Here is a 24,268-nt window from a genome sequence, read left to right on the forward strand (position 1 = left end):
ATGACGACAGCAGCGAACCTGGACCTCGACGCGATCCGCGCCGACTTCCCGATACTGAAACGCATCATGCGCAGCGGGAATCAGTTGGCGTACCTGGATTCCGGCGCGACGTCGCAGCGCCCGCTGCAGGTGCTCGACGCCGAGCGGGAATTCCTGCTGACGTCCAATGGCGCCGTGCACCGCGGCGCGCACCAGCTGATGGAAGAGGCCACCGACGCCTACGAGCAGGGCCGCGCCGACATCGCGGCATTCGTCGGCGCCGACACCGACGAAATGATCTTCACCAAGAACGCGACCGAGTCGCTCAACCTGGTGTCGTATGCGCTGGGCGACAAGCGATTCGACCGGGCCGTCGGCGCAGGCGACGTCATCGTCACCACCGAACTCGAGCACCACGCCAACATCGTGCCGTGGCAAGAGCTGGCCCGACGGACCGGGGCGAGCCTGCGCTGGTACTCGGTTGTGCCCGACGGACCCGACGCCGGGAGAATCGACCTGGACTCGCTACAGCTCGACGAGCGCGTCAAAGTCGTTGCGTTCAGCCATCACTCAAATGTCACCGGCGCGGTGGCGCCGGTGAGCGAGCTGGTGGCCCGGGCCAGGGCCGTCGGCGCGCTGACCGTGCTGGACGCCTGCCAGTCGGTACCGCATCAGCCCGTGGACTTTCATGCGCTCGATGTCGACTTCGCTGCCTTCTCCGGCCATAAGATGTTAGGCCCCAACGGAATCGGCGTGCTATACGGTCGCCGGGAGTTACTCGGGGCGCTGCCGCCGTTTCTCACCGGCGGGTCGATGATCGAAACGGTCACGATGCAGGCCACCACGTATGCCGCGCCCCCGCAGCGCTTCGAGGCCGGCACCCCGATGACCTCCCAGGTGGTCGGCCTGGCCGCCGCCGCACGCTATCTCGACGCCGTCGGCATCGCGGCCGTCGAGGCCCACGAACGCGAGCTCGTCGCCGCGGCACTCGAGGGGCTCGCCGGTATCGACGCCGTGCGCATCATCGGGCCGACCGCGATGGAAAACCGCGGTTCGCCAGTGGCTTTCGTCGTCGACGGCGTGCACGCCCACGACGTCGGCCAGGTGCTCGACGACGAGGGCGTCGCGGTGCGGGTCGGGCACCACTGCGCAATGCCGTTGCATCGCCGCTTCGGTGTGGCCGCCACCGCGCGGGCATCGTTCGCGCTGTACAACACGGCTGACGAGGTTGACCGGTTGGTGTCCGGCATTCGGCGATCCCTCGAATTCTTCGGCAGGGCTTGAGCCATGCGGCTAGAGCAGATGTATCAGGACGTGATCCTCGACCACTACAAGCACCCGCAGCACCGTGGACTGCGAGAACCGTTCGGCGCGCAGGTGCTTCACGTCAACCCGATCTGTGGTGACGAGGTCACGCTGCGGGTGGCACTCTCGGACGACGGCGAGACCGTCGCCGACGTCTCCTATGACGGGCAAGGCTGTTCGATCAGCCAGGCGGCGACCTCGGTGCTCACTCAGCAGGTCATCGGTCAAAGCGTCGGTGACGCGCTGAAGACTGTCACCGCGTTCAGCGAGATGATCTCGTCGCGCGGGACGATCGAAGGCGACGAGGATGTGCTGGGCGACGGCATCGCGTTTGCCGGCGTGGCGAAATACCCGGCCCGCGTGAAGTGCGCGCTGCTGGGGTGGTTGGCGTTCAAAGACGCACTGGCCCGGGCCAGCGCCGGGGCCGGGGCCGGGGCCGAAAAACCTACGGATGGAAGCGACGGATCATGAGCGAAACCAGCGCGGCCAGCGACGAGCTGATCTTCGATCTCGAGGAGGCGATGCGCGATGTCGTCGACCCCGAATTGGGCATCAATGTCGTCGATCTGGGACTGGTCTACGGCTTGAACGTCGAACAGGGCGACGAGGGCAACGTCGCGCTGCTCGACATGACGCTGACGTCGGCCGCCTGCCCGCTGACCGATGTCATTGAGGACCAGTCGCGCACCGCGTTGGTCGGCAGCGGGCTGGTCAACGACCTTCGGATCAACTGGGTGTGGAACCCCCCGTGGGGCCCGGACAAGATCACCGAGGACGGGCGCGAACAGTTGCGCGCCCTGGGCTTCACCGTCTAGCCGCCCGCTACCACGTGCCGGGAGCCAGAACGCCCGGCTGTCCCGCCTCACTACTCGACTTGGTCAGGTTGAAGTGGTGTGCGATGGGTTCGCTGGTGTGATCCGAATATCCGCACGCCGCCTCGGTACGGACAACCACCATCTCACCGGCCCCTGTGGCGCCGCTCCAGCTGAAGTGGTCCGCGCCGCGGTGCAATGACCCGTCGGCACACCGCCATGCGTCCGGCGTGGGCGGAAAACTCACGTGCCAGCGATCGGCGTAATACTGCGCCTGACCGGTGGCATTGGAGAAATTGACGGTGGCGCAACCGATACCGCACGACGTGACCTTGAAGGTCATATCGGGGAAGCTGCCATCCGGGAAGTGCATGGTGTACATGCCACCCACCGACTGGTCGAGACTGACCGGCTCGGCCGACGTGGGCGCTGCCAGCCCGACAGCAGCCGCTGTGGCCAGCGTGACGGACGTTGCGAATATCTTCCTCATCGGCGTAATTTCCTAACCTGGTAGTCCCTGGCAGCACGATACGACCAAGTCGCCGGAAAATACAGGCTCGGGAATGGGTTTGCTGCGATCAGGATTTCGGCCTCAGAAGGCGTCTTCGGAAAGCCGCATGATCTCGTCGTCGAGCGATTCGATGACCTTGCGCTGCGACGTCAGCTTCGGAAGCATGTTCCGGGCGAAGAATGCCGCGGTGGCGATCTTGCCCTGGTAGAACGCTTCATCGCTCGCCGAAGGACTGTTTTTCAGTGCGGCGCGGGCGATTTCGGCCTGCACCAGCAATCGCCAGCCGATGATCAGGTCGCCGACGGCCAGCAGATAGCGCACCGAGCCCAGCCCGACCTTGTAGATCTCGGTCGGATGCTGTCCGGCGGACATGAGGTAGCCGGTCAGCGCGCCGGTCATCGCCGTGACGTCGTCGAGCGCGGTTTGCAACAGCTCGGCGTGCGGTTTCAGCTCCTCTGAGCAGGTGTCGATGGTCCGACTGATCTGTGCCGTCACGAACTGGAGCGCCTCGCCGCGGTCGCGAACGATCTTGCGGAAGAACAAGTCCAGCGCCTGGATGGCCGTGGTGCCCTCGTAGAGCGAATCGATCTTCGAGTCGCGGATGTACTGTTCCAGCGGGTAGTCCTGCAGGAAGCCCGAGCCGCCCAGCGTCTGCAGCGACTCGGTCAGGATCTCGTAGGCCCGTTCGGAGCTGACGCCTTTGACGACCGGCAACAACAGATCGTCGATGCGGTGCGCCATCTTGGGGTCGGCACCCGAAACACGTTGTGCCACAGCATTATCCTGATGCGCCGCGGCGTACATATACAACGCGCGCAGCCCCTCGGCGTAGGCCTTCTGCGTCATCAGGCTGCGACGCACGTCGGGGTGGTGGATGATCGTGACGCGCGGTGCGGTCTTGTCCGCCATCTGCGTGAGATCGGCGCCCTGCACCCGCTCCTTGGCGAAGGCCAGCGCGTTGAGGTAACCGGTGGACAGCGTGCCGGCCGCCTTGACGCCGATGGTCATTCGGGCGTGCTCGATCACGGTGAACATCTGCGCGATCCCGTTGTGCACGTCTCCGACCAGGTAGCCGACGGCGGGCACATCGGTGGCGCCGAAGGTCAGCTCGCACGTGGGGGAGGACTTGATGCCCATCTTGTGTTCCAGCCCGGTGGCGAAAACGCCGTTGCGGGCGCCGAGTTCGAACGTCTCGGGATCGAAGAGGTACTCGGGCACGTAGAACAGGCTCAGTCCCTTGGTGCCGGGGCCCGCGCCCTCGGGCCGGGCCAGCACCAGGTGGAAGATGTTGTCGGCGCTGTCGCCGACGTCCCCACCGGAGATGAATCGCTTGACCCCCTCGATGTGCCAAGTGCCGTCGGGCTGTGCGACGGCCTTGGCTCGGCCCGCCCCGACGTCGGAACCCGCGTCGGGCTCGGTGAGCACCATGGTCGCAGCCCAGCCCCGCTCCACGCCCTCGGCCGCCCAGCGCTTCTGCTCCTCATTGCCCTCGACGTAGAGCGCTTCGGCCATCAGCGGGCCGAGGCTGAAGAAGTTCGCGGAGGGATTGGCGCAAAAGATCATCTCGTTGACCGCCCAGGCCAGCGGCGCCGGCGCGGCCATGCCCCCGATCGCCTCGTCGATGCTGAGGCGCCACCAGCCGGCCTCTCGGATCGCCTGCACGGTTTTCACCAGCTCGGGCGCCACGCTGATGGTGTGGGTGTCCGGATCGAATACCGGTGGATTGCGGTCGGCGAAGCCAAACGACTCGGCGACGGGCCCCTCTGCGAAGCGGGCGGCCTCGTCCAGGATCGTCCGCACGGTGTCGGCGTCGAGTTCGGCGTAGTCATCTTCGCCGAGAACGGCGCCGACATCCAGTACTTCGAAGAGGTTGAATTCGAGATCACGCACGTTAGCGATGTAGTGGCCCAAGGCTTCTCCCGTTGTGGTCCCCTGAATGGTTCCCGCCGCCGACGGCGCAACAGCCTCAGTGTGAGCCAGGGGGGAAAACGTACGCAACCGTAACCTCGATCGGCACGTCGCACCACCGACAGGCCGCTGGCGCGGTGGGTGACGCCGCTGAATCGAATAGCCTTCTGCTGCAAGGCAATTCATTCGCACAGGGTGGTCAAGTGTCGCACCGGCCCGGTCGGCCCCGATCCGCGCCAAACGACCCCGGCTGTGACGCGCTCCACACGCTGGCGGCGGTCGCGGCGAACGCCGGGAACATCCCGGCGCCCTGGGCCGTTGAGCCGAATGTGACAACACGCGATCTCACCACAGAGCAGTTCAACGAAACCATCGAGGGCAACGACATCGTCCTCGTGGACTTCTGGGCGTCCTGGTGCGGACCATGCCGGCAGTTTGCGCCGACCTTCCAGGCGTCGTCGGAGAAACACCCCGACGTCGTGTACGCCAAGGTCGACACCGAGGCCGAGCAGCAGCTCGCCGCCGCCGCCCAGATCCGGTCCATCCCGACGCTGATGGCGTTCAAGAAGGGCAAGCTGGTGTTCAACCAGGCCGGGGCGTTGCCCGCGCCGGCCCTCGAGGACCTGGTGCAGCAAATCAAGGCCTTCGACGTCGACGCCGCACAGGCCGAGCAAGCCTGACGCGTCGCTGACGCCGCGCCCGAATAGGCGCACGCCGAGGTCCGCGCTACCGTTCACGGGTGAGTTTGGTACTCGTTGAGCAGCCGCGACCCGGCGTTGCGCTGATAACCCTGAACCGGCCCGAGCGAATGAACTCCATGGCGTTCGACGTCATGGTGCCGCTCAAAGAAGCCCTCGACAAGGTCAACTACGACAATTCGGTGCGGGTGGTGGTGCTGACCGGGGCGGGCCGGGGATTCTCCTCGGGCGCTGACCACAAGTCCGCCGGCTCGGTGCCCAACGTCGACGGGTTGACCCGACCCAGCTATGCACTGCGCTCCATGCAGGTCCTCGACGACGTCATCATGACGCTGCGGCGCCTGCACCAGCCGGTGATCGCGGCGGTCAACGGCGCCGCCATCGGCGGGGGGCTGTGTCTGGCGCTGGCCGCCGACATCCGGGTGGCGTCCGCCGGTGCCTACTTCCGGGCGGCAGGCATCAACAACGGGTTGACGGCCAGCGAACTGGGGCTCAGCTACCTGTTGCCCAGGGCGATCGGCTCGTCGCGGGCGTTCGAGATCATGCTGACGGGCCGTGACGTCACCGCCGAGGAAGCCGAACGTATCGGGCTGGTGTCGTGTCAGGTGCCCGAGGAGCAGCTGCTGGACACCTGCTATGCGATCGCCGCGCGCATCGCCGCCTTCTCCCGGCCCGGGATCGAGTTGACCAAGCGCACACTGTGGAGTGGGCTGGACGCCGGTAGCCTGGAAGCACACATGCAAGCCGAAGGCTTGGGACAGCTTTTCGTCCGATTGCTCACCGCCAACTTCGAAGAAGCGGTCGCCGCGCGCTCCGAGCGCCGGCCCCCGGTGTTCACCGACGACAAGTAAACGAACGCACGCAATGGAGGAGGAGAGCGATCGTGATCACCGCGACGGACCTTGAGGTCCGCGCCGGCGCGCGCATCCTGCTCTCACCCGACGGTCCCGACCTGCGGATCCAGCCCGGCGACCGCATCGGGCTGGTCGGGCGCAACGGGGCGGGCAAGACCACCACGTTGCGCATCCTGGCGGGCGAGAGCCAGCCGTATGCCGGCTCGGTCAGCCGTACCGGCGAAATCGGTTATCTCCCACAGGATCCCAAAGAGGGTGACCTTGATGTGCTGGCCCGCGACCGGGTGCTGTCGGCCCGCGGGCTCGACGTGCTGCTCACCGATTTGGAGAAGCAGCAGGCGTTGATGGCCGAGGTCGCCGACGACGACGCGCGCGACCGTGCGATCCGCCGGTATGGCCAGCTCGAAGAGCAGTTCGTGGCCTTGGGTGGCTACACGGCCGAAAGCGAAGCCGGCCGCATCTGTGCCAGCCTCGGCCTGCCCGACCGTATCCTCACCCAGCAGCTGCGCACCCTGTCCGGGGGTCAGCGGCGCCGGGTGGAACTGGCGCGAATCCTGTTCGCCGCGTCGGAGTCCGGGGCCGGGTCGTCGACGACACTGCTGCTGGACGAGCCGACCAACCACCTCGACGCGGATTCCATCGGCTGGCTGCGGACGTTCCTGCAATCGCACACCGGCGGGTTGGTGGTGATCAGCCACAACGTCGAACTGATCGCCGACGTCGTCAACCGGGTGTGGTTCCTGGACGCCGTGCGCGGCGAGGTCGACGTCTACAACATGGGCTGGCAGAAGTACCTCGATGCCCGCGCCACCGACGAACAGCGCCGCCGCCGGGAACGCGCCAACGCCGAACGCAAAGCTGCGGCGCTGCGCAACCAGGCCGCCAAGCTGGGCGCCAAGGCCACCAAAGCCGTTGCGGCCCAGAATATGTTGCGCCGTGCCGACCGGATGATCGCCGCTCTCGACGCGGAGCGCGTCGCCGACAAGGTGGCCCGGATCAAGTTCCCGACGCCGGCCCCGTGCGGGCGAACCCCGTTGGTGGCCAAAGGGCTGAGCAAGTCCTACGGGTCGCTCGAGGTATTCACCGGCGTCGATCTGGCCATCGACCGCGGTTCGCGGGTGGTGGTGCTGGGACTCAACGGCGCGGGCAAGACCACGCTGCTGCGGTTGCTGGCCGGCACCGAGACCCCCGACACCGGCGGACTGGAGCCCGGACACGGTTTGCGCATGGGCTATTTCGCGCAGGAGCACGACACCATCGACAACGACGCGACGGTGTGGGAAAACATCCGTCACGCTGCGCCCGAGTCGGGCGAGCAGGAACTGCGCGGCCTGCTCGGCGCGTTCATGTTCAGCGGCCCGCAACTCGAGCAGCCGGCGGGCACGCTGTCCGGCGGGGAGAAGACGCGGCTGGCGCTGGCCGGCCTGGTGGCGTCGACCGCCAACGTGCTGCTGCTCGACGAGCCGACCAACAATCTCGACCCCGCTTCGCGCGAACAGGTTCTCGACGCGTTACGCAGCTACCAGGGTGCGGTGGTGCTGGTGACGCACGACCCCGGGGCGGCCGAGGCCCTCGACCCCCAACGGGTGGTGCTGTTGCCGGACGGCACCGAGGATTACTGGTCCGCCGAATACCGGGATCTCATCGAGCTGGCCTGAGATCGATTCGGCGAAAGCCGCGACACGGTCGGCGTTTGTTCTTACTCTGGGTGCTTGCCCTCGTGTTCACGCGTGGAGGTGCCCGTGCGCAAGTCGAAGAAGACCCGCGATGAGTTACTGCTCGAGCTACGCAGCGCCTACGAGCGCGGAGCCAGCATTCGCACGTTAGTCGCCGCCACCGGCAGATCGTATGGCTCGATCCACAGCATGCTGGTCGAATCGGGCACCGCCCTGCGGGGGCGCGGCGGCCCCAACCACACGACGCGTCCCCGTTAGGCGGTCGTGTCCTCGGCCGGCTCTCCAGAGTCCTTGCGGCGCACCGAGTTTTCGACCAGGTCGAGGACCGCGGCCAGCCGCCGGGGATCTTCGCCGGAGGCCAGCCGGGCCACCAATCCGTCCAGCACCAGTTCCAGGTAGCACTGCAACACGTCCCCGGGCACGTCGTCGCGCACCCGCTGTGCCTCTTTCTGCCGTTGCAACCGATGGTGGGTCGCGGCGGCCAGTTCGGCGGAACGCTCGGACCAGCCGCGGTTGAACGCGGGGTCGTTGCGCAGCTTGCGCGCAATCTCCAGCCGGGTGGCCAGCCAGTCGAACTGTTCGGGTGCCGCCAGCATGTCGCGCATCACCTGGATCAGACCCTCGCGGGCGGCGACGTCGGCCATCCGTTCGGCATCCTCGTGGGCAAGGGCGAAGAACAGCGCGTCCTTGTCCCGGAAGTGATGGAAGATCGCGCCGCGCGACATCCCGATCGACTGCTCCAGGCGCCGGACCGTCGCGCGGTCGTAGCCGTGTTCGGCAAAGCAATGGCGAGCACCGTCGAGGATCTGGCGGCGGCGCGCCGCCAGATGGTCCTCGCTGACTTTTGGCACGGGAGGGTTGGCCGGCCGGCTAGCCCGACTTGAGCATGTTGCGCAAGACGTACTGCAGGATGCCGCCGTTGCGGTAGTAGTCGGCCTCGCCGGGTGTGTCGATGCGCACGACCGCGTCGAATTCGACCGCGTTTTTGTCGGCGTCCGAACCCTCCTTGGCGGCCTTGACGTGCACCGTCTTGGGCGTCTTGCCGTTGTTGAGCTCTTCGATTCCGGTGATCTCGAAGACCTCGGTGCCGTCCAGCCCCAGCTCCTGGGCCGACTTGCCCGCGGGGAACTGCAACGGGATGACGCCCATGCCGATCAGGTTGGAGCGGTGGATGCGCTCGAACGACTCGGCGATCACCGCGCGGACGCCCAGCAGTCGGGTTCCCTTGGCCGCCCAGTCACGTGAGGAGCCCGACCCGTACTCCTTACCACCCAGCACCACCAGCGGAATGTCTTGTGCCGCATAGTTTTGCGCCGCGTCGTAGATGAAGGCCTGCGGGCCCCCGTCCTGAGTGAAGTCACGGGTGTAGCCGCCCGACACGTCGTCGAGCAGCAGGTTGCGCAGCCGGATGTTGGCGAACGTGCCGCGAATCATCACCTCGTGGTTACCGCGGCGGGAACCAAAGGAGTTGTAGTCCTTGCGGTCGACGCCGTGCTCGTCGAGGTATTGCGCGGCCGGGGTGCCCGGCTTGATGCTGCTGGCGGGGGAGATGTGGTCGGTGGTCACCGAATCGCCGAGCAGCGCCAGCACCCGCGCGCCGGTGATGTCGGCGACCGGCTCGGGCTCGGCGGGCATGCCCTCGAAGTACGGGGGCTTGCGCACGTACGTCGAATCCTCGTTCCACTCAAAGGTATTGCCGCTCGGCGTGGGCAGGTTGCGCCACCGCTCGTCGCCCTTGAACACGTCGCCGTAGTTCTTGGTGAACATCTCGGAGTTGATCGCCGAGGCGATCGTGTCCGAGACGTCCTGTTGCGACGGCCAGATGTCCTTCAAATAGACGTCCTTGCCTTCTTTGTCCTTGCCCAGCGGCTGCGAATCAAAGTCGAAGTCCATCGTCCCGGCCAGCGCGTAGGCCACCACCAACGGCGGCGACGCCAGGTAGTTCATCTTCACGTCCGGGTTGATGCGACCCTCGAAGTTGCGGTTGCCGGACAGCACGGCGGTGACCGAAAGGTCGTTGTCGTTAATGGCTTTCGAAATCTCGTCCGGCAGCGGACCGGAGTTGCCGATACAAGTGGTGCAGCCGTAGCCGACCAGATAGAAGCCGAGCTTCTCCAGGTACGGCCACAGGCCGGCTTTGTCGTAGTAGTCGTTGACCACCTGGGAGCCCGGCGCCATCGTGGTCTTGACCCACGGCTTGGACGTCAGCCCCTTTTCGACGGCGTTGCGCGCCAACAGCGCGGCGCCCAGCATCACCTCGGGGTTGGAGGTGTTGGTGCACGAGGTGACGGCCGCGATCACCACCGCGCCGTGATCGAGCACGAATTCGCCGCGCTCGCCGGACTTCACGGTCACCGGATTGCTCGGTCGGCCCTTCGCGTGAGCGGCCGCGGAGTGCACCTCGGGGACATCGTCGGCGTGGCCGTTCGACGGGGACGCCGGGTCGCTGGCCGGGAAGGTCTCCTCGACCGCCTCGTCCAACTTCGAGTAGCCCTGATCCCCGTCGCCGTCGACGTAACTGTGAATCTGCTCGCGGAACGTGGACTTGGCGGCCGACAGCGCGATCCGGTCCTGCGGTCGCTTGGGTCCGGCGATCGACGGCACCACCGTGGACAGGTCCAGCTCGAGGTACTCGGAGAAAGCCGGTTCGTGGTCCGGGTCGTGCCACAGGCCCTGCTCTTTGGCGTAGGCCTCGACGAGGGCCAGCTGCTCGTCGGTGCGCCCGGTGAACTTCAGGTAGGAGATGGTCTCCTCGTCGATCGGGAAAATGGCTGCTGTGGAACCGAATTCGGGGCTCATGTTGCCCAGCGTGGCGCGGTTGGCCAGCGGGACCTCCGACACGCCCTTGCCGTAGAACTCGACGAACTTACCGACCACGCCGTGCTTACGCAGCATCTCGGTGACCGTCAGCACCACGTCGGTGGCCGTCACCGCCGGCTGGATCGCGCCGGTCAGCTTGAAGCCGACGACGCGGGGGATCAGCATCGACACCGGCTGGCCGAGCATGGCGGCTTCGGCTTCGATGCCGCCCACGCCCCATCCGAGCACACCCAGGCCGTTGACCATGGTGGTGTGCGAGTCGGTGCCCACGCAGGTGTCGGGATAGGCGACGCCGTCGCGCTGCATCACGACGCTCGCCAGGTATTCGATGTTGACCTGGTGCACGATGCCGGTGCCGGGCGGGACGACCTTGAAGTCGTCGAATGCGCCCTGGCCCCAGCGCAGGAACTGGTAGCGCTCGCCGTTGCGCTGGTATTCGATCTCGACGTTGCGCTCGAAGGCGTCCGCGGTACCGAACAGGTCGGCGATCACCGAGTGGTCGATCACCAGGTCGGCCGGCGCGAGCGGGTTGACCTTCTCCGCCTTGCCGCCGAGGTCGCCGATGGCCTCACGCATGGTGGCCAAGTCGACGATGCACGGCACGCCGGTGAAATCCTGCATGACCACGCGGGCGGGCGTGTACTGGATCTCAATGCTGGGCTCCGCGTTGGGGTCCCAGTTCGCGATGGCCTCGATGTGTTCCGTGGTGATATTGGCGCCGTCCTCGTTGCGCAGCAGGTTTTCGGCGAGGACCTTGAGGCTGTAGGGAAGCTTCTCGGTGTTGGGTACGGCGTCGAGACGGTAAATATCGTAAGACTTTTCGCCGACCTTCAGGGTGTCGCGGGCTCCGAACGAGTTCACTGATTCTTTACTGGTCACATCAACTCCCTGGGATGAAGTTTTCCCGCCGACGGGCCGTGTGGCGGTGCGGTGCTACTTTAACAGTACGCTTGTCCTATATATAAGCGGGGTCCCGTTAAGTCTTGTCGCAACGACGCCCTCTGGTAAACCCCGGCAACCCCGCGCCGGGAAAGTCGCGTACCGTGCCTCTAGCACAGCGGCAGGAAGGTAAACCGTGACCGGGCCCGATTCTTTCGCCCCACTACCGCTCTACATTCCGCAAGACGTCGACATGACCGCGGTGAAGGCTCAGGTCGCCGCGACCGGGGTCAGTGCGCCGCCCGAGGCGACGCCGGGGCTGCTCGACGTCGTCCACCAAGCTCACGCCGAAGGCATCAACCTCAAGATCGTGCTGCTCGATCACAACCCGCCCAACGACACACCGCTGCGCGATATCTCCACCGTGGTGGGCGCCGACTATCCGGATGCCACGGTCCTGACGCTGAGCCCGAGTTACGTCGGGACCTACAGCACCCACTTTCCTCGCGTGACGCTCGAGGCGGGCGAGGACATCGCCAAGACTGGCAACCCGGTGGTCTCGGCGCAGCACTTTCTGGGCGAACTGAATTCGCCCGAGTTCCCCTGGACGGGGCTGACCATCGTCTTGCTGATCGGCGTGCTCGCCGCGGCGGTCGGTACTCGGTTCCTGCAATTGCGCAGCAGGCACGCAGCAACCTCGGCGCCAGCGTCGGAGCCTGCGCACCTCGAACCCGAAGAGCGCGCCTAGCACGTCCATGCGGCTTCTGTCTGCCAAGCCGGGCGCGGCTCACGGCAAACACGCTAGGTCACCGTTCGGTTACATTAAACGCACGTAGAAGGTTCTTTTTGGGACGAGCATTTCCCCGCCGTCGCATGTGACGTACGGTGCAAATGATGCTCATGTTGTCTCTGGCGCTTATAGAAAAAACTGTGGTTGGCGCCACCGTCCGCGTACAGCCGTAGGGGAGCTAAGTCGATGGGACGCAAACTCTGGGGCTCGCCCGCGCGACCGGCCGCCCGCCTGGTCCGCCCGGTCGTGCCATCGGTGGTGTGCGTGGCGATGCTCGTGTGCACCCCCGCCCTGGCGCAGGCGGAACCCAGCGCCGACAGCATGGCCGCGCTGATCGCTAACGTGGCCAAGGCCAATCAGCGGTTGGAGAACCTGAGCGCCGAAATTCAGGCGGAGCAGGAAAGCGTCAACAAGGCCCTGGTCGACGTGGAGAGCGCCCGGGACAACCAGACGGCCGCCCAGCACGACCTCGAGGCCAGCCAGCAGTCGGTCGCCGACGCGAACACGGCGATTGCGGCGGCCCAACAGCGGTTCAACACCTTCGCGGCGGCCACCTATATGAACGGCCCATCGGGGAGTTACCTGACCGCGCGCAGCCCCGAGGACATCATCGCGACCGCGACCGCCGCCCGGACCCTGTCGGCGAGTTCCCAGAATGTGATGGACAACCTGCAGCGGGCGCGGACCGAGCAGGTGAACAAGGCGTCGGCGGCACGACTGGCCAAGCAGAAGGCAGACAAGGCGGCCACCGACGCGAAGGCGAGCCAGGATGCCGCCGTGGCGGCGCTGACCAATTCGAAGCAGAAATTCGACGACCAGCGTGAGCAGGTCACCCGGCTGGCCGCCGAGCGCGACGCGGCCCAGGAGAAGCTCCAGCAGGCCCAACTCGCTTCTGCCACTTGGTCGACGGGTCGGGGCGCGCCGGGCGGCCCGACGTCGGGCGACCGCTGGGATCCCGGGGCTCCGGCGTCCGCGCCGCCGGTCGGCGGCCGCAAGTGGGACGGCTGGGACCCCACGCTGCCGATGGTGCCCAGCGCCAACGTCCCCGGCGACCCGGTGGCGGTGATCAACCAGGTCCTGGGGATCTCGGCCACTTCGACGCAGGTCACCGCCCAGATGGGGAAGGGTTTCCTGCAGCAGCTGGGCATCCTCAAACCCGATGACACCGGGATCACCAACGCTGGCGTCGGCGGGCGTATACCGCGGGTGTACGGGCGCCAAGCCTCCGAATACGTGATCCGCCGCGGTATGTCTCAGATCGGCGCCCTACTCCTGGGGCGGTGGCAACGCGGCCGGCCCGAGCCACGGAATCGATTCCGGCGCAGGGATTACCGGCTTCGACTGCTCGGGTCTGGTGCTGTACTCGTTCGCCGGGGTGGGCATCAAACTGCCGCACTACTCGGGCTCGCAGTACAACCTGGGCCGCAAGATCCCCAGTTCCCAGATGCGCCGCGGCGATGTCATCTTCTACGGTCCCGGCGGAAGCCAGCACGTGACCATCTATCTCGGCGACGGTCAGATGCTCGAGGCCCCCGATATCGGTTTGAAGGTGCGCGTCGCGCCGGTGCGTACCAGCGGGATGACGCCCTACGTGGTCCGCTACATCGAATATTAAAAGAGGATGAACACCAATCGAGGAGCTATGCGGCACAAGCGTTTTCGCCTGATCAACTTAGCCTGGATCACCACAGTGGTGACCGGGCTGATGTTGTCTGTCGCGGCTCCGGCTCCCCTGGCCAACGCCGACCCCGGGGGCTGGGATCCGACGCTGCCCGCAACGGTCAGCGCGGGGGCGCCGGGTGACCCGCTCGCCGTCGCCAACGCCTCGTTGCAGGCGACCGCCCAGGCCACCCAGACGACGATGGACCTGGGCAGGCAATTCCTCGGCGGTCTCGGGATCAACATCCTGGGTGATCCCGCCCCCGCCGCGGCGGCGACGCCCAGCAATCCGGGTGGCAAAATTCCACGGGTGTACGGTCGCCAGGCGATCGAGTACGTGATCAAGCGAATGGGGTCGCAGATGGGCGTGCCCTATTCGTGGGGTGGCGGTTCGCTGGACGGTCCCAGCAAGGGCGTCGGCGACGGTGCGAACATCAACGGCTTCGACTGTTCGGGCCTGATGCGCTACGGCTTCGCCGGTGTCGGCGTGCTGATCCCGCGATTCTCCGGTGACCAGTACAACGCCGGGCGGCACATTCCGCCCGACCAGGCCCGGCGCGGCGACCTCATCTTCTACGGCCCCGGCGGCGGCCAGCACGTCACCATGTATCTCGGCAACGGCCAGATGCTGGAGGCGTCCGGCAGCGCCGGCAAGGTGACCGTGAGCCCGGTTCGCAAGCCCGGCATGACGCCGTACCTGACTAGGATCATCGAGTACTGACCCACGCGGATTGTCCAATCGGGGTCGGGCTGGCGAATTTGACGTGTCCGCCAGCGAACCGCAACGTCGACGGAATCCGACAGGCCTGGAATAGTTGGACGCGGGCACGTCGCTGCCCCACGGCATCGGTCGTGTGAGCAGTCGTGTCCCGTCGGTTGAGCAGAGAGAGATGTGATGACAGCAGCAGGTGGGCCGCCCCCGGGCGCCAGCGGTTACCCGGGCCCGGGCGGGCAGTCTGGTCCCGGAGGCCATGAGGTCCCCTCGGGAGGCACCGACGGATTGGCTGCCGAGGTACACACCCTGGAGCGCGCCATATTCGAGGTCAAGCGGATCATCGTGGGCCAGGATCAGCTGGTCGAGCGGATGCTGGTCGGCCTGCTGGCAAAGGGCCATGTGCTCCTCGAAGGTGTTCCCGGCGTGGCCAAGACCCTGGCCGTGGAGACCTTCGCCAAGGTGGTCGGCGGGTCGTTCGCGCGTATCCAGTTCACCCCCGACCTGGTGCCCACCGACATCATCGGTACCCGCATCTACCGGCAGGGCAAGGAAGAGTTCGACACCGAGCTGGGCCCGGTGGTGGTCAACTTCCTGCTCGCCGACGAGATCAACCGGGCCCCGGCCAAGGTGCAGTCGGCATTGCTCGAGGTCATGGCCGAGCGTCAGGTGTCGATCGGCGGTAGGCGATTCCCGCTGCCCAACCCGTTCCTGGTGATGGCCACGCAGAACCCGATCGAGCACGAGGGCGTCTACCAGCTGCCTGAGGCGCAGCGCGACCGCTTCCTATTCAAGATCAATGTCGGGTATCCCTCGCCCGAAGAGGAGCGGGAGATCATCTACCGGATGGGTGTGAAGCCGCCGCAGCCCAAGCAGATCCTGAACACCGGCGACCTGCTGCGGCTGCAGGAAATCGCAGCCAACAACTTCGTCCACCACGCGCTGGTCGACTACGTGGTGCGCGTCGTGACCGCGACCCGCCATCCCGAGCAGCTCGGCATGAACGACGTCAAGACCTGGATCTCGTTCGGGGCGTCGCCGCGTGCCTCGCTGGGCATCATCGCCGCCTCCCGCGCCCTGGCCCTGGTTCGCGGTCGCGACTACGTCATTCCCCAGGACGTCGTGGAGGTCATTCCCGATGTGCTGCGCCACCGCCTGGTGCTGACCTATGACGCGCTCGCCGACGAGATCGGGCCCGAGGTCGTCATCAATCGCGTCCTGCAGACGGTTGCCCTGCCGCAGGTGAATGCGGTTCCACAACAAGGGCATTCGGTTCCGCCGGTGATGCAGGCGGCGTCGGCGGCTAGCGGTCGGTGACCGATCCGAATCCCGCTGCCAAGCGCGCGGTGCACCCCCCGTCGATGCAGCGCGGGCAGATCGACGACCCCAAGCTGTCGGCGGCACTGCGCACTCTCGAGCTGACGGTGCGGCGCAAGCTCGACGGGGTGCTGCACGGCGACCATCTGGGACTGATCCCCGGCCCGGGCTCGGAGCCGGGGGAGTCGCGCGAGTATCAGCCGGGTGACGACGTCCGGCGGATGGACTGGGCTGTCACCGCGCGCACCACGCACCCGCACGTGCGGCAGATGATCGCCGACCGCGAGCTGGAGACGTGGCTGGTGGTCGACGTGTCGGCCAGCCTCGATTTCGGCACCACGAGCTGCGAGAAGCGTGACCTGGCGGTGGCGGCCGCGGCCGCGATCACCTTCCTCAACAGCGGCGGCGGAAACCGGCTCGGGGCGCTGGTCACCAACGGGGCCGACATGGTCCGGGTGCCGGCCCGGTCCGGGCGCCAGCACGAGCAGACGTTGTTGCGCACCATCGCGACGATGCCCAAGGCGCCGGTGGGGGTCCGTGGCGACCTTGCCGTCGCCATCGACGCGTTGCGCCGCCCGGAGCGCCGCCGCGGCATGGCGGTGATCATCAGCGACTTCCTGGGACCGATCAACTGGATGCGGCCGCTGCGGGCGATCGCCGCCCGGCACGAGGTGCTGGCCATCGAGGTGCTCGACCCCCGCGACGTCGAGCTGCCCGACGTCGGTGACGTCGTCTTGCAGGACGCCGAGACGGGGGTCACCCGCGAATTCACGATCGACACGCACCTGCGAGACGACTTCGCGAAGGCGGCGGCGGCCCACCGCGCCGAGGTGTCCCGCACGATACGTGGTTGCGGCGCACCGGTTTTGACGCTGCGCACCGACCGGGACTGGATCGCCGACATCGTCCGATTCGTCGAGTCCCGCCGCCGCGGGGCGATGGCGGGACGCCAGTGATCGGTGCTTTTCCGAAGACTGGCATCTCGCGCGAGACCGGTTTTGTATGACGCTGCCGTTCCTGGGGCCGACATCGTTGTCCGGTTTCGACCACGCCTGGTTTTTCCTCTTCTTTCTTGTCGTCGCCGGGTTGGCCGCGCTGTACGTCCTGATGCAGCTGGCGCGCCAGCGGCGGATGCTGCGATTCGCCAACATGGAGCTGCTGGAAAGCGTCGCCCCGAAGCGGCCGTCCAGGTGGCGGCATGTGCCGGCGCTGTTGCTGGTGCTGGCGCTGGTGCTGTTCACGATCGCGATGGCGGGGCCCACCAACGACGTCCGGGTTCCGCGTAACCGCGCGGTGGTGATGCTGGTGATCGACGTGTCGCAGTCCATGCGGGCCACCGACGTCACGCCGAACCGCATGGCGGCCGCGCAGGAGGCCGCCAAGGAATTCGCCGGTGAGCTGACCCCGGGGATCAACCTCGGGTTGATCGCGTACGCGGGGACCGCGACGGTGTTGGTGTCGCCGACGACCAACCGGGATGCCACCAAAGCCGCACTGGACAAGCTGCAATTCGCCGACCGCACCGCCACCGGAGAAGGCATTTTCACCGCGCTGCAGGCGATCGCGACCGTCGGTGCGGTGATCGGCGGCGGCGACACCCCGCCGCCGGCGCGCATCGTGTTGTTCTCCGACGGCAAGGAGACGATGCCGACCAACCCGGACAACCCGAAGGGGGCGTTCACCGCCGCGCGCACCGCCAAGGACCAGGGCGTGCCGATCTCGACGATCTCGTTCGGTACGCCGTACGGCTTCGTCGAGATCAACGGCCAGCGGCAACCGGTGCCGGTCGACGACGAGACGCTGAAGAAGGTTGCCCAGCTCTCGGGCGGAAACTCCTACAACGCGTCCAGCCTGGCTGAGCTCAAGGCCGTTTACGCGTCGCTGCAGCAGCAGATCGGCTATGAGACCAGAAAAGGCGATGCCAGCGTCGGCTGGCTGCGGCTGGGCGCGCTGGTGCTGGCGCTGGCCGCGCTGGCGGCGCTGCTGATCAACCGCCGGCTGCCCGGATAGGCCTGTTAGGCCTGCCGTTTTTCCGCGAGCGTAAGCAGACTGCAAAATGCGCCGCGGCTTCTCGCGGCCTGCTTACGCTCGCGGGGGGGTGTCGGTGTGAGCACGCACACTTCCGGTCATGACGGATCCGTTCCTGGGCAGTGCCGCATTGGCCGCGGGCGAGCTGACGCCTTACGAGCTGCGCAGTCGATACGTCGCGTTGCATAAGGACGTCTATGTGCGCCGGGACGTCGAGTTGACTGCCGTATTGCGGGCGAAGGCGTGCTGGTTGCGTTCACGGCGACGAGGTATCCTGGCCGGCTACTCCGCCGCGGCGGTGCACGGCGCCAAATGGATCGATCCGGCCCTGCCGGCCGCCATCATCGATGTGAACCGCTTCCCTGTGCGGGGGGTGTATGCCTGGGAGGAGCGGATCGAAGACGACGAGATCGGTTTCGTCGACGGCATGCGCGTCACTTCGCCGGCCCGTACCGCGCTTGACCTGGCGCGTCGACTGCCGCAGGGCTCCGCGGTCGCAGCGGTTGACGCGCTGGCACAGGCAACCGAACTGAAGATGCCCGATGTCGATGTGCTGCTCGATCGCTACCGGGGTCGCCGCGGTCTCAAGGCCGCTCGAACAGCACTCGCCCTTGTGGACGGCGGTTCGCAGTCGCCGAAAGAAACGTGGTTGCGTCTGCTGCTCGCAAAGGCCGGGTTTCCCCCGGTGCAAACACAGATCGCGGTATGCAACGAATGGGGTTGGGCGGAAGCGTATTTGGACATGGGCTGGGATGACATCAAGGTGGCCGCGGAGTACGACGGTGACCAGCATCGGTCGAATCGGCGTCAATACGTGAAGGACATTCGTCGAATAGAACTGGTGGAGCGGCGCTACGGATGGCTGGTGGTCAGGGTCGTCGCAGAAGACCACCCGGACGACATCATCCGTCGCATCAAAGAAGCCCTGGCGTGTCGCGGTGCGGCTTGGCCACGACCGTAAGCACGCTGTGAAAAGCGCCGCCTCATCTAGCAGTGTGCATACGCTCGCGAGCGGCGGCTTTACGAGCGCGGCGAGGTGGCTAAAGTGTCGTCGCACCGAGGCGATAAGTTGGCGGGGTGACTGGAGCAGCCACTGAACTCCCCGCCAACGGCGGCAAACCCGCATTCGTATCCCGTTCGGTCCTGGTCACCGGTGGAAACCGGGGGATCGGACTGGCGATCGCACAGCGGCTGGCCGCCGACGGCCACAAGGTGGCTATCACCCACCGCGGATCCGGCGCGCCGGAAGGGCTGTTCGGGGTCGTGTGCGATGTCACCGACAACGAAGCCGTCGACCGCGCCTTCACAGAGGTCGAGCAGCACCAGGGGCCGGTCGAGGTGCTGGTGTCGAACGCCGGCATATCCAAGGATGCTTTCCTCATTCGGATGACCGAGGAGCGGTTCGAGGAGGTCATCGACGCCAACCTCACCGGGGCGTTTCGGGTGACCCAGCGTGCGGCGCGCAGCATGCAGAAGAAGCGGTTCGGCCGGATCATCTACATCGGCTCGGTGTCCGGCAGCTGGGGTATCGGCAACCAGTCCAATTACGCCGCCGCCAAGGCCGGACTGATCGGTATGGCCCGCTCGATCTCCCGGGAGCTCTCCAAAGCCGGGGTCACCGCAAATGTGGTGGCGCCCGGCTACATCGACACCGAGATGACCCGCTCACTCGACGAGCGGATTCAGGCAGGAGCCCTGGATTTCATCCCGGCCAAGCGGGTCGGCACCGCCGAGGAGGTCGCCGGGGCGGTGAGCTTCCTGGCGTCCGAGGACGCGAGCTACATCGCCGGCGCGGTGATTCCGGTCGACGGCGGTATGGGCATGGGGCACTGAGGATAAGGACGGACATGGCTGGACTGCTCGAAGGCAAACGGATCCTGGTCACCGGGATCATCACCGACTCGTCGATCGCGTTCCACATTGCGAAGGCGGCCCAGGAAGCGGGGGCGCAGTTGGTGCTGACCGGATTCGACCGGTTGCGGCTGATTCAGCGCATCGCCGACCGGCTGCCGGAGAAGGCACCGCTGATCGAGCTCGACGTGCAGAACGAGAAGCACCTGGACACGCTTGCCGAGCGGGTGACGGCCGAGCTCGGGGAGGGCAACAAGCTCGACGGGGTCGTGCACTCCATCGGGTTCATGCCGCAGACGGGGATGGGCATCAACCCGTTCTTCGACGCGCCCTATGAGGACGTCTCGAAGGGTATTCACATTTCGGCTTATTCGTATGCGTCGCTGGCCAAGGCGCTGCTGCCGATCATGAACCCCGGCGGCTCCATCGTCGGGATGGACTTCGACCCGACGCGGGCGATGCCGGCCTACAACTGGATGACGGTCGCCAAAAGCGCACTCGAGTCGGTCAACCGCTTCGTCGCCCGCGAGGCGGGTAAGTCCGGGGTGCGCTCGAATCTGGTTGCCGCCGGGCCGATCCGGACGCTCGCGATGAGCGCGATCGTCGGTGGCGCGCTCGGTGAGGAGGCTGGCGCCCAGATGCAGCTCCTCGAGGAGGGCTGGGACCAGCGCGCCCCGATCGGCTGGAACATGAAGGACCCCACGCCGGTCGCCAAGACCGTGTGCGCCCTGCTGTCGGACTGGCTGCCGGCAACCACCGGCACCATCATCTATGCCGACGGCGGCGCCAGCACCCAATTGCTGTAGCCGGTAATGGATTTCAGTGTTTTTTGATGCCATCCTGCTGCTGTCCTTCGGCGGACCAGAGGGCCCCGATCAGGTCCGGCCGTTTCTGGAGAACGTCACCCGGGGCCGCAACGTGCCGCCGGAACGCCTCGACGACGTCGCCGGGCACTACCTGCACTTCGGCGGGGTCTCGCCCATCAACGGAATCAATCGCGCGCTGATGGACGTGCTGCGCGCCGAACAGGACCTGCCGGTGTACTTCGGCAACCGTAACTGGGAACCGTATGCCGAAGACACCGTTGCCACCATGCGCGACAATAGGATTCGCCGTGCGGCGGTGTTCACCACGTCGGCATGGAGCGGCTACTCCAGCTGCTCGCAGTACGTCGAGGACATCGCCCGGGCCCGCCGGGCGGCGGGTCCGGAGGCGCCCGAATTGGTCAAGCTGCGAACGTATTTCGACCATCCGTTGTTCGTCGAGATGTTCGCCGAAGCCGTCGCCGCGGCCGCTGCCACTGTGCCCGACGGCGCCCGGTTGGTCTTCACCGCGCACTCGATTCCGGTGGCCGCCGATCAGCGTTGCGGGCCGAACCTCTACAGCAGTCAAGTCGCTTACGCCGCAAGGCTGGTCGCGACCGCCGCGGGATATCCCGACTACGACCTGGCCTGGCAGTCGCGCTCGGGTCCGCCGCAGGTGCCGTGGCTGCAGCCCGACGTCGCCGACCAGCTGACGGGCCTGGCGGCCGAAGGCGCCAAAGCCGTGATCGTCTGCCCCATCGGCTTTGTCGCCGATCACATCGAGGTGGTGTGGGACCTCGACACCGAGTTGCGCGCACAAGCCGACGCGGCCGGGGTGGCCTTCGCGCGGGTCGCCACGCCCAACGCGGATCGCCGGTTCGCCCGGCTGGCGGTAGATCTGATCGACGAACTGCGGGAGGGACGGCCACCCGCGAGGGTCAGCGGTCCCGATCCCGTGTCCGGCTGCCTTGCCAGCGTCGACGGTGCGCCGTGCCGTCCGCCGCACTGCGCGGCGGCTAACCAGGCTAACCAGGCCTAGTCGTTCCAGGCCGAGTGCAAGATGGCGCTGACGGCAGCCATTCTCGCCGAGCGGACTACGCCGTTGAGGGGACGCAGCGCGTCGCTGGCGATCTGCGCCTGAGACGACGATTGCGTTCCGGCCGGTTCCAGCCCGGCCACCACTCGGGCGCTCAGGTGGTCGGTGTCGGGCAGCCGGCTCAGTCCCGCGCTGACCGCGATGATGGCGTCGACATGCGCGGCGTTCTCCAGCACTCGCAGCGCGCGGGACGGGGCGTGGTCGGGAATGCTGTGGTGCCGTGTGGATTCCAGCAGCTGCTCGACGAGGCCCCGCGGATCATCGACGCCCGAGGCGCCTGCCAGGCCGATGGTGCCCAGCGCATCGGCGGCCGAGCGCACCGCGGAGCGCAACGCGTACTCGGTGTCGCCGAGCTCATGGTGATTGAGCACCGGCGCCCCGGGCAGCGAATACACGATCCACGACAGTGCGCACAATTCGTCGTCGTCCGGCTCGTCGTCGGTCTCCTCGCCCGCGTAGGTGAACTCCGGCACCAACCCGACCGCCGCGCCCGGATCATCGGGGTTGGTGATGATCACCGCCTCGCCGGCGGCCAGCGCATCGCGTTCGAACTGCGTGCCGGGCGCCAGCCCGCGCACGTCGCCCGGGACCGGCAACACCACGTTGATGGTCCCGCGCAACCTTCCGGGCACAGCCGGGCCGCTGGGCACCGCGGGGCGGCCGACAGCGGCGCGCAGCGTCTGCAACAACGAGACGGTGCCGGCGTCGTGCACGTCCGGCCACGGCAGTCCGGTGTGCCCCGCGGCGACGGCATCATACGCGGTGACCGATTGCTTTGGCGCCCAGAGGGATAACGCGTCCAAAACGTCGTCGGGCGCGGCTTTACCTGCGAGCCAGGCGTTGGCCCACAGGGACAGCGAAACACTAGGACACCACATGAGATCGCAGTGTAGTTGTTTGGTCCGGCAAAGGCGGATCACGCGTATTCTGACCGCATGCCCGCCGGTGTGATTTGGCTGATATTCGCGCTGGTGCTGGTCGGCGCGGAGGCCCTCAGCGGTCATATGTTCTTGCTGATGCTCGGCGGTGGCGCCCTGGCCGCTTCGCTCACCAGTTGGCTGACGAATTGGCCGGAGTGGGTCGATGGGGCGGTGTTCCTGATCGTGTCGGTGCTGCTGGTGGCGGTGGTGCGACCCGCGGTACGGCGCCGCCTGACCCCCACCGGCCCGCTGCAGCTGGGCATCAAGGCGTTGGAGGGCAAAAGCGCCGTGGTGCTCGCTCGGGTGGCCCACGACGAGGGCCAGGTCAAGCTCGACGGCCAAATCTGGACGGCACGCCCGCTCAACGACGGGGATGTCTACGAGCCGGGGGAGTCGGTCACCGTCGTGCACATCGACGGCGCCACGGCGGTGGTGCTCGGCCACGCATAACTGATCGGCACAAACGCTGCGAAGACGCTGCGACAGAAAGGAACTCCGGTGGAAGGTGCGGTTGCGGGATTGGTGTTGCTCGCCGTCCTGGTGGTAGTGGCCATCATTGTGGTGGCCAAGTCGGTTGCGTTGATACCTCAGGCCGAGGCCGCGGTGATCGAGCGGCTGGGTCGGTACAGCCGGACGGTCAGCGGTCAGCTGACGCTGCTGGTGCCGTTCATCGACCGCGTGCGCGCACGGGTGGACCTGCGGGAGCGAGTCGTGTCGTTTCCGCCGCAGCCGGTCATCACCGAGGACAACCTGACGCTGAACATCGACACGGTCGTCTACTTTCAGGTCACCGTCCCGCAGGCGGCGGTCTACGAGATCAGCAACTACATCGTCGGCGTCGAGCAGCTCACCACAACCACGCTGCGCAACGTGGTCGGCGGCATGACGCTGGAGCAGACGTTGACCTCGCGCGACCAGATCAACGGGCAGCTGCGCGGCGTTCTCGACGAGGCCACCGGCCGCTGGGGGTTACGGGTCGCCCGGGTCGAATTGCGCAGCATCGACCCGCCGCCGTCGATTCAGGCGTCGATGGAAAAGCAGATGAAGGCCGACCGGGAGAAGCGGGCGATGATCCTGACGGCCGAAGGCACCCGCGAGGCCGCGATCAAGCAGGCTGAAGGCGCCAAGCAGGCGCAGATCCTGGCCGCCGAGGGCGCCAAGCAAGCCGCGATCCTGGCGGCCGAGGCCGACCGGCAGTCCCGGATGCTGCGGGCGCAGGGTGAGCGCGCGGCGGCCTACCTGCAGGCCCAGGGCCAGGCCAAGGCCATCGAGAAGACTTTCGCCGCGATCAAGGCCGGCAGGCTCACCCCGGAGATGCTGGCCTACCAGTACCTGCAGACGCTGCCAGAAATGGCGCGGGGGGACGCCAACAAGGTGTGGGTGGTGCCCAGCGACTTCAGCGCGGCCCTGCAGGGATTCACCAGGTTGCTTGGCACTCCGGGCGAGGATGGCGTCTTCCGGTTCGAGCCGTCGCCGGTCGACGACGCGCCGAAGCACGCCGCCGACGCCGACGACGCCGAGGTCGCCGACTGGTTTTCCACCCAGACCGACCCCGCGATCGCCCAAGCGGTGGCCAAGGCCGAGGCGATCGCGCGCCAGCCGGTGGACGGTCCACCGGGGACGCCGCCGGAGTTGGCTCGCTAGACGTCA

Annotated in this window: 23 protein-coding genes and 1 pseudogene; 19 read left to right on the top strand and 5 right to left on the bottom strand. The window is 66.9% G+C overall.

Features of this window, described 5'->3' with window-relative positions; translation table 11 throughout:
• Genes MSG_RS10585 through MSG_RS10595 form a run of 3 tightly spaced genes read left to right on the top strand, consistent with a single transcriptional unit; the run spans position 1 to position 2,099 of the window.
• Positions 1–1,263 carry a cysteine desulfurase gene (locus tag MSG_RS10585; RefSeq protein WP_096439448.1) on the top strand — a complete coding sequence of 421 codons (1,263 nt, stop codon included), beginning with the start codon at positions 1–3 and terminating at the stop codon, positions 1,261–1,263.
• Between the two features lie 3 nt (positions 1,264–1,266).
• Positions 1,267–1,755: a Fe-S cluster assembly sulfur transfer protein SufU gene (sufU, locus tag MSG_RS10590; protein ID WP_096439450.1), complete on the top strand. Its 489-nt coding sequence runs from the start codon at positions 1,267–1,269 to the stop codon at positions 1,753–1,755.
• The gene (locus MSG_RS10595) at positions 1,752–2,099 is read left to right on the top strand and encodes a metal-sulfur cluster assembly factor (protein WP_096439451.1); all 348 of its coding nucleotides are present in this window, start codon (positions 1,752–1,754) and stop codon (positions 2,097–2,099) included. The genes sufU and MSG_RS10595 overlap by 4 nt, the downstream gene beginning before the upstream one ends.
• A gap of 7 nt (positions 2,100–2,106) precedes the next feature.
• Here MSG_RS10595 and MSG_RS10600 read toward each other — a convergent pair whose 3' ends face one another.
• Positions 2,107–2,586 (bottom strand): hypothetical protein, encoded by a 480-nt coding sequence (locus tag MSG_RS10600; RefSeq protein ID WP_096439452.1) that lies wholly within the window; start codon positions 2,584–2,586, stop codon positions 2,107–2,109.
• Positions 2,587–2,688: 102 nt separating this feature from the next.
• A complete protein-coding gene (locus tag MSG_RS10605) occupies positions 2,689–4,518 on the bottom strand; it encodes an acyl-CoA dehydrogenase (protein WP_096439453.1) in 1,830 nt (609 codons plus the stop codon).
• 326 nt (positions 4,519–4,844) lie between these two features.
• Here MSG_RS10605 and trxA point away from each other — a divergent pair, with 326 nt between their 5' ends.
• From trxA to MSG_RS10625, 4 genes are all read left to right on the top strand, one after another.
• On the top strand, positions 4,845–5,195 hold the full coding sequence (trxA, locus tag MSG_RS10610; protein ID WP_096444326.1) for a thioredoxin: 351 nt from the start codon (positions 4,845–4,847) through the stop codon (positions 5,193–5,195).
• Positions 5,196–5,218: 23 nt separating this feature from the next.
• Positions 5,219–6,064, top strand: a complete 846-nt coding sequence (locus tag MSG_RS10615; RefSeq protein ID WP_181159244.1) for an enoyl-CoA hydratase — start codon at positions 5,219–5,221, stop codon at positions 6,062–6,064.
• Between the two features lie 32 nt (positions 6,065–6,096).
• Positions 6,097–7,725 carry an ABC-F family ATP-binding cassette domain-containing protein gene (locus MSG_RS10620; RefSeq protein ID WP_096439455.1) on the top strand — a complete coding sequence of 543 codons (1,629 nt, stop codon included), beginning with the start codon at positions 6,097–6,099 and terminating at the stop codon, positions 7,723–7,725.
• Positions 7,726–7,809: 84 nt separating this feature from the next.
• Entirely contained in the window at positions 7,810–8,001 is a 192-nt protein-coding gene (locus MSG_RS10625) for a helix-turn-helix domain-containing protein (RefSeq protein WP_096444328.1), read from the top strand.
• Here MSG_RS10625 and MSG_RS10630 read toward each other — a convergent pair.
• Together MSG_RS10630 and MSG_RS10635 are read right to left on the bottom strand one after the other, a co-directional pair.
• A complete protein-coding gene (locus MSG_RS10630; RefSeq protein ID WP_096439456.1) occupies positions 7,998–8,594 on the bottom strand; it encodes a TetR/AcrR family transcriptional regulator in 597 nt (198 codons plus the stop codon). The genes MSG_RS10625 and MSG_RS10630 overlap by 4 nt on opposite strands.
• A 19-nt stretch (positions 8,595–8,613) precedes the next feature.
• The gene (locus MSG_RS10635; protein ID WP_142404531.1) at positions 8,614–11,442 is read right to left on the bottom strand and encodes an aconitate hydratase; all 2,829 of its coding nucleotides are present in this window, start codon (positions 11,440–11,442) and stop codon (positions 8,614–8,616) included.
• A gap of 196 nt (positions 11,443–11,638) precedes the next feature.
• On the opposite strand from MSG_RS10635, the gene MSG_RS10640 reads away from it, so the two are divergent.
• The 10 genes and pseudogenes from MSG_RS10640 (at position 11,639) to MSG_RS10685 (ending at position 21,641) form a co-directional block, all read left to right on the top strand.
• On the top strand, positions 11,639–12,190 hold the full coding sequence (locus MSG_RS10640; RefSeq protein ID WP_096439458.1) for an Rv1476 family membrane protein: 552 nt from the start codon (positions 11,639–11,641) through the stop codon (positions 12,188–12,190).
• A gap of 228 nt (positions 12,191–12,418) precedes the next feature.
• Positions 12,419–13,847 (top strand): annotated as a pseudogene (gene ripA, locus MSG_RS10645) (NlpC/P60 family peptidoglycan endopeptidase RipA).
• Positions 13,848–13,874: 27 nt separating this feature from the next.
• Positions 13,875–14,612 carry an NlpC/P60 family peptidoglycan endopeptidase RipB gene (ripB, locus tag MSG_RS10650; RefSeq protein WP_096439459.1) on the top strand — a complete coding sequence of 246 codons (738 nt, stop codon included), beginning with the start codon at positions 13,875–13,877 and terminating at the stop codon, positions 14,610–14,612.
• Positions 14,613–14,786: 174 nt separating this feature from the next.
• On the top strand, positions 14,787–15,920 hold the full coding sequence (gene moxR1, locus MSG_RS10655; RefSeq protein WP_096439460.1) for a chaperone MoxR1: 1,134 nt from the start codon (positions 14,787–14,789) through the stop codon (positions 15,918–15,920).
• Positions 15,921–15,964: 44 nt separating this feature from the next.
• Positions 15,965–16,876 carry a DUF58 domain-containing protein gene (locus MSG_RS10660; RefSeq protein WP_096444330.1) on the top strand — a complete coding sequence of 304 codons (912 nt, stop codon included), beginning with the start codon at positions 15,965–15,967 and terminating at the stop codon, positions 16,874–16,876.
• Positions 16,877–16,922: 46 nt separating this feature from the next.
• Positions 16,923–17,930 (top strand): VWA domain-containing protein, encoded by a 1,008-nt coding sequence (locus MSG_RS10665; RefSeq protein ID WP_096439461.1) that lies wholly within the window; start codon positions 16,923–16,925, stop codon positions 17,928–17,930.
• Positions 17,931–18,048: 118 nt separating this feature from the next.
• On the top strand, positions 18,049–18,909 hold the full coding sequence (locus MSG_RS10670) for a hypothetical protein (protein WP_096439462.1): 861 nt from the start codon (positions 18,049–18,051) through the stop codon (positions 18,907–18,909).
• Between the two features lie 116 nt (positions 18,910–19,025).
• The gene (gene fabG1 / locus MSG_RS10675) at positions 19,026–19,781 is read left to right on the top strand and encodes a 3-oxoacyl-ACP reductase FabG1 (protein WP_096439463.1); all 756 of its coding nucleotides are present in this window, start codon (positions 19,026–19,028) and stop codon (positions 19,779–19,781) included.
• Between the two features lie 14 nt (positions 19,782–19,795).
• The gene (inhA, locus tag MSG_RS10680; protein WP_096439464.1) at positions 19,796–20,605 is read left to right on the top strand and encodes an NADH-dependent enoyl-ACP reductase InhA; all 810 of its coding nucleotides are present in this window, start codon (positions 19,796–19,798) and stop codon (positions 20,603–20,605) included.
• A gap of 16 nt (positions 20,606–20,621) precedes the next feature.
• Positions 20,622–21,641, top strand: coding sequence for a ferrochelatase (locus MSG_RS10685; RefSeq protein ID WP_096439465.1), 1,020 nt, complete (start codon positions 20,622–20,624; stop codon positions 21,639–21,641).
• Here the strand turns inward: MSG_RS10685 and MSG_RS10690 are convergent.
• The gene (locus MSG_RS10690) at positions 21,638–22,576 is read right to left on the bottom strand and encodes a hypothetical protein (RefSeq protein WP_096439466.1); all 939 of its coding nucleotides are present in this window, start codon (positions 22,574–22,576) and stop codon (positions 21,638–21,640) included. The two genes, MSG_RS10685 and MSG_RS10690, sit on opposite strands and share 4 nt — an antisense overlap.
• Positions 22,577–22,633: 57 nt before the next feature.
• On the opposite strand from MSG_RS10690, the gene MSG_RS10695 reads away from it, so the two are divergent.
• Entirely contained in the window at positions 22,634–23,068 is a 435-nt protein-coding gene (locus tag MSG_RS10695) for an NfeD family protein (protein WP_096439467.1), read from the top strand.
• 48 nt (positions 23,069–23,116) lie between these two features.
• Positions 23,117–24,262: an SPFH domain-containing protein gene (locus MSG_RS10700; protein ID WP_096439468.1), complete on the top strand. Its 1,146-nt coding sequence runs from the start codon at positions 23,117–23,119 to the stop codon at positions 24,260–24,262.
• The last annotated feature ends 6 nt before the right edge of the window (positions 24,263–24,268 follow it).

Origin of the sequence: Mycobacterium shigaense, from assembly GCF_002356315.1 — a bacterium.
GTDB classification, from domain to species: Bacteria; Actinomycetota; Actinomycetes; order Mycobacteriales; family Mycobacteriaceae; genus Mycobacterium; species Mycobacterium shigaense.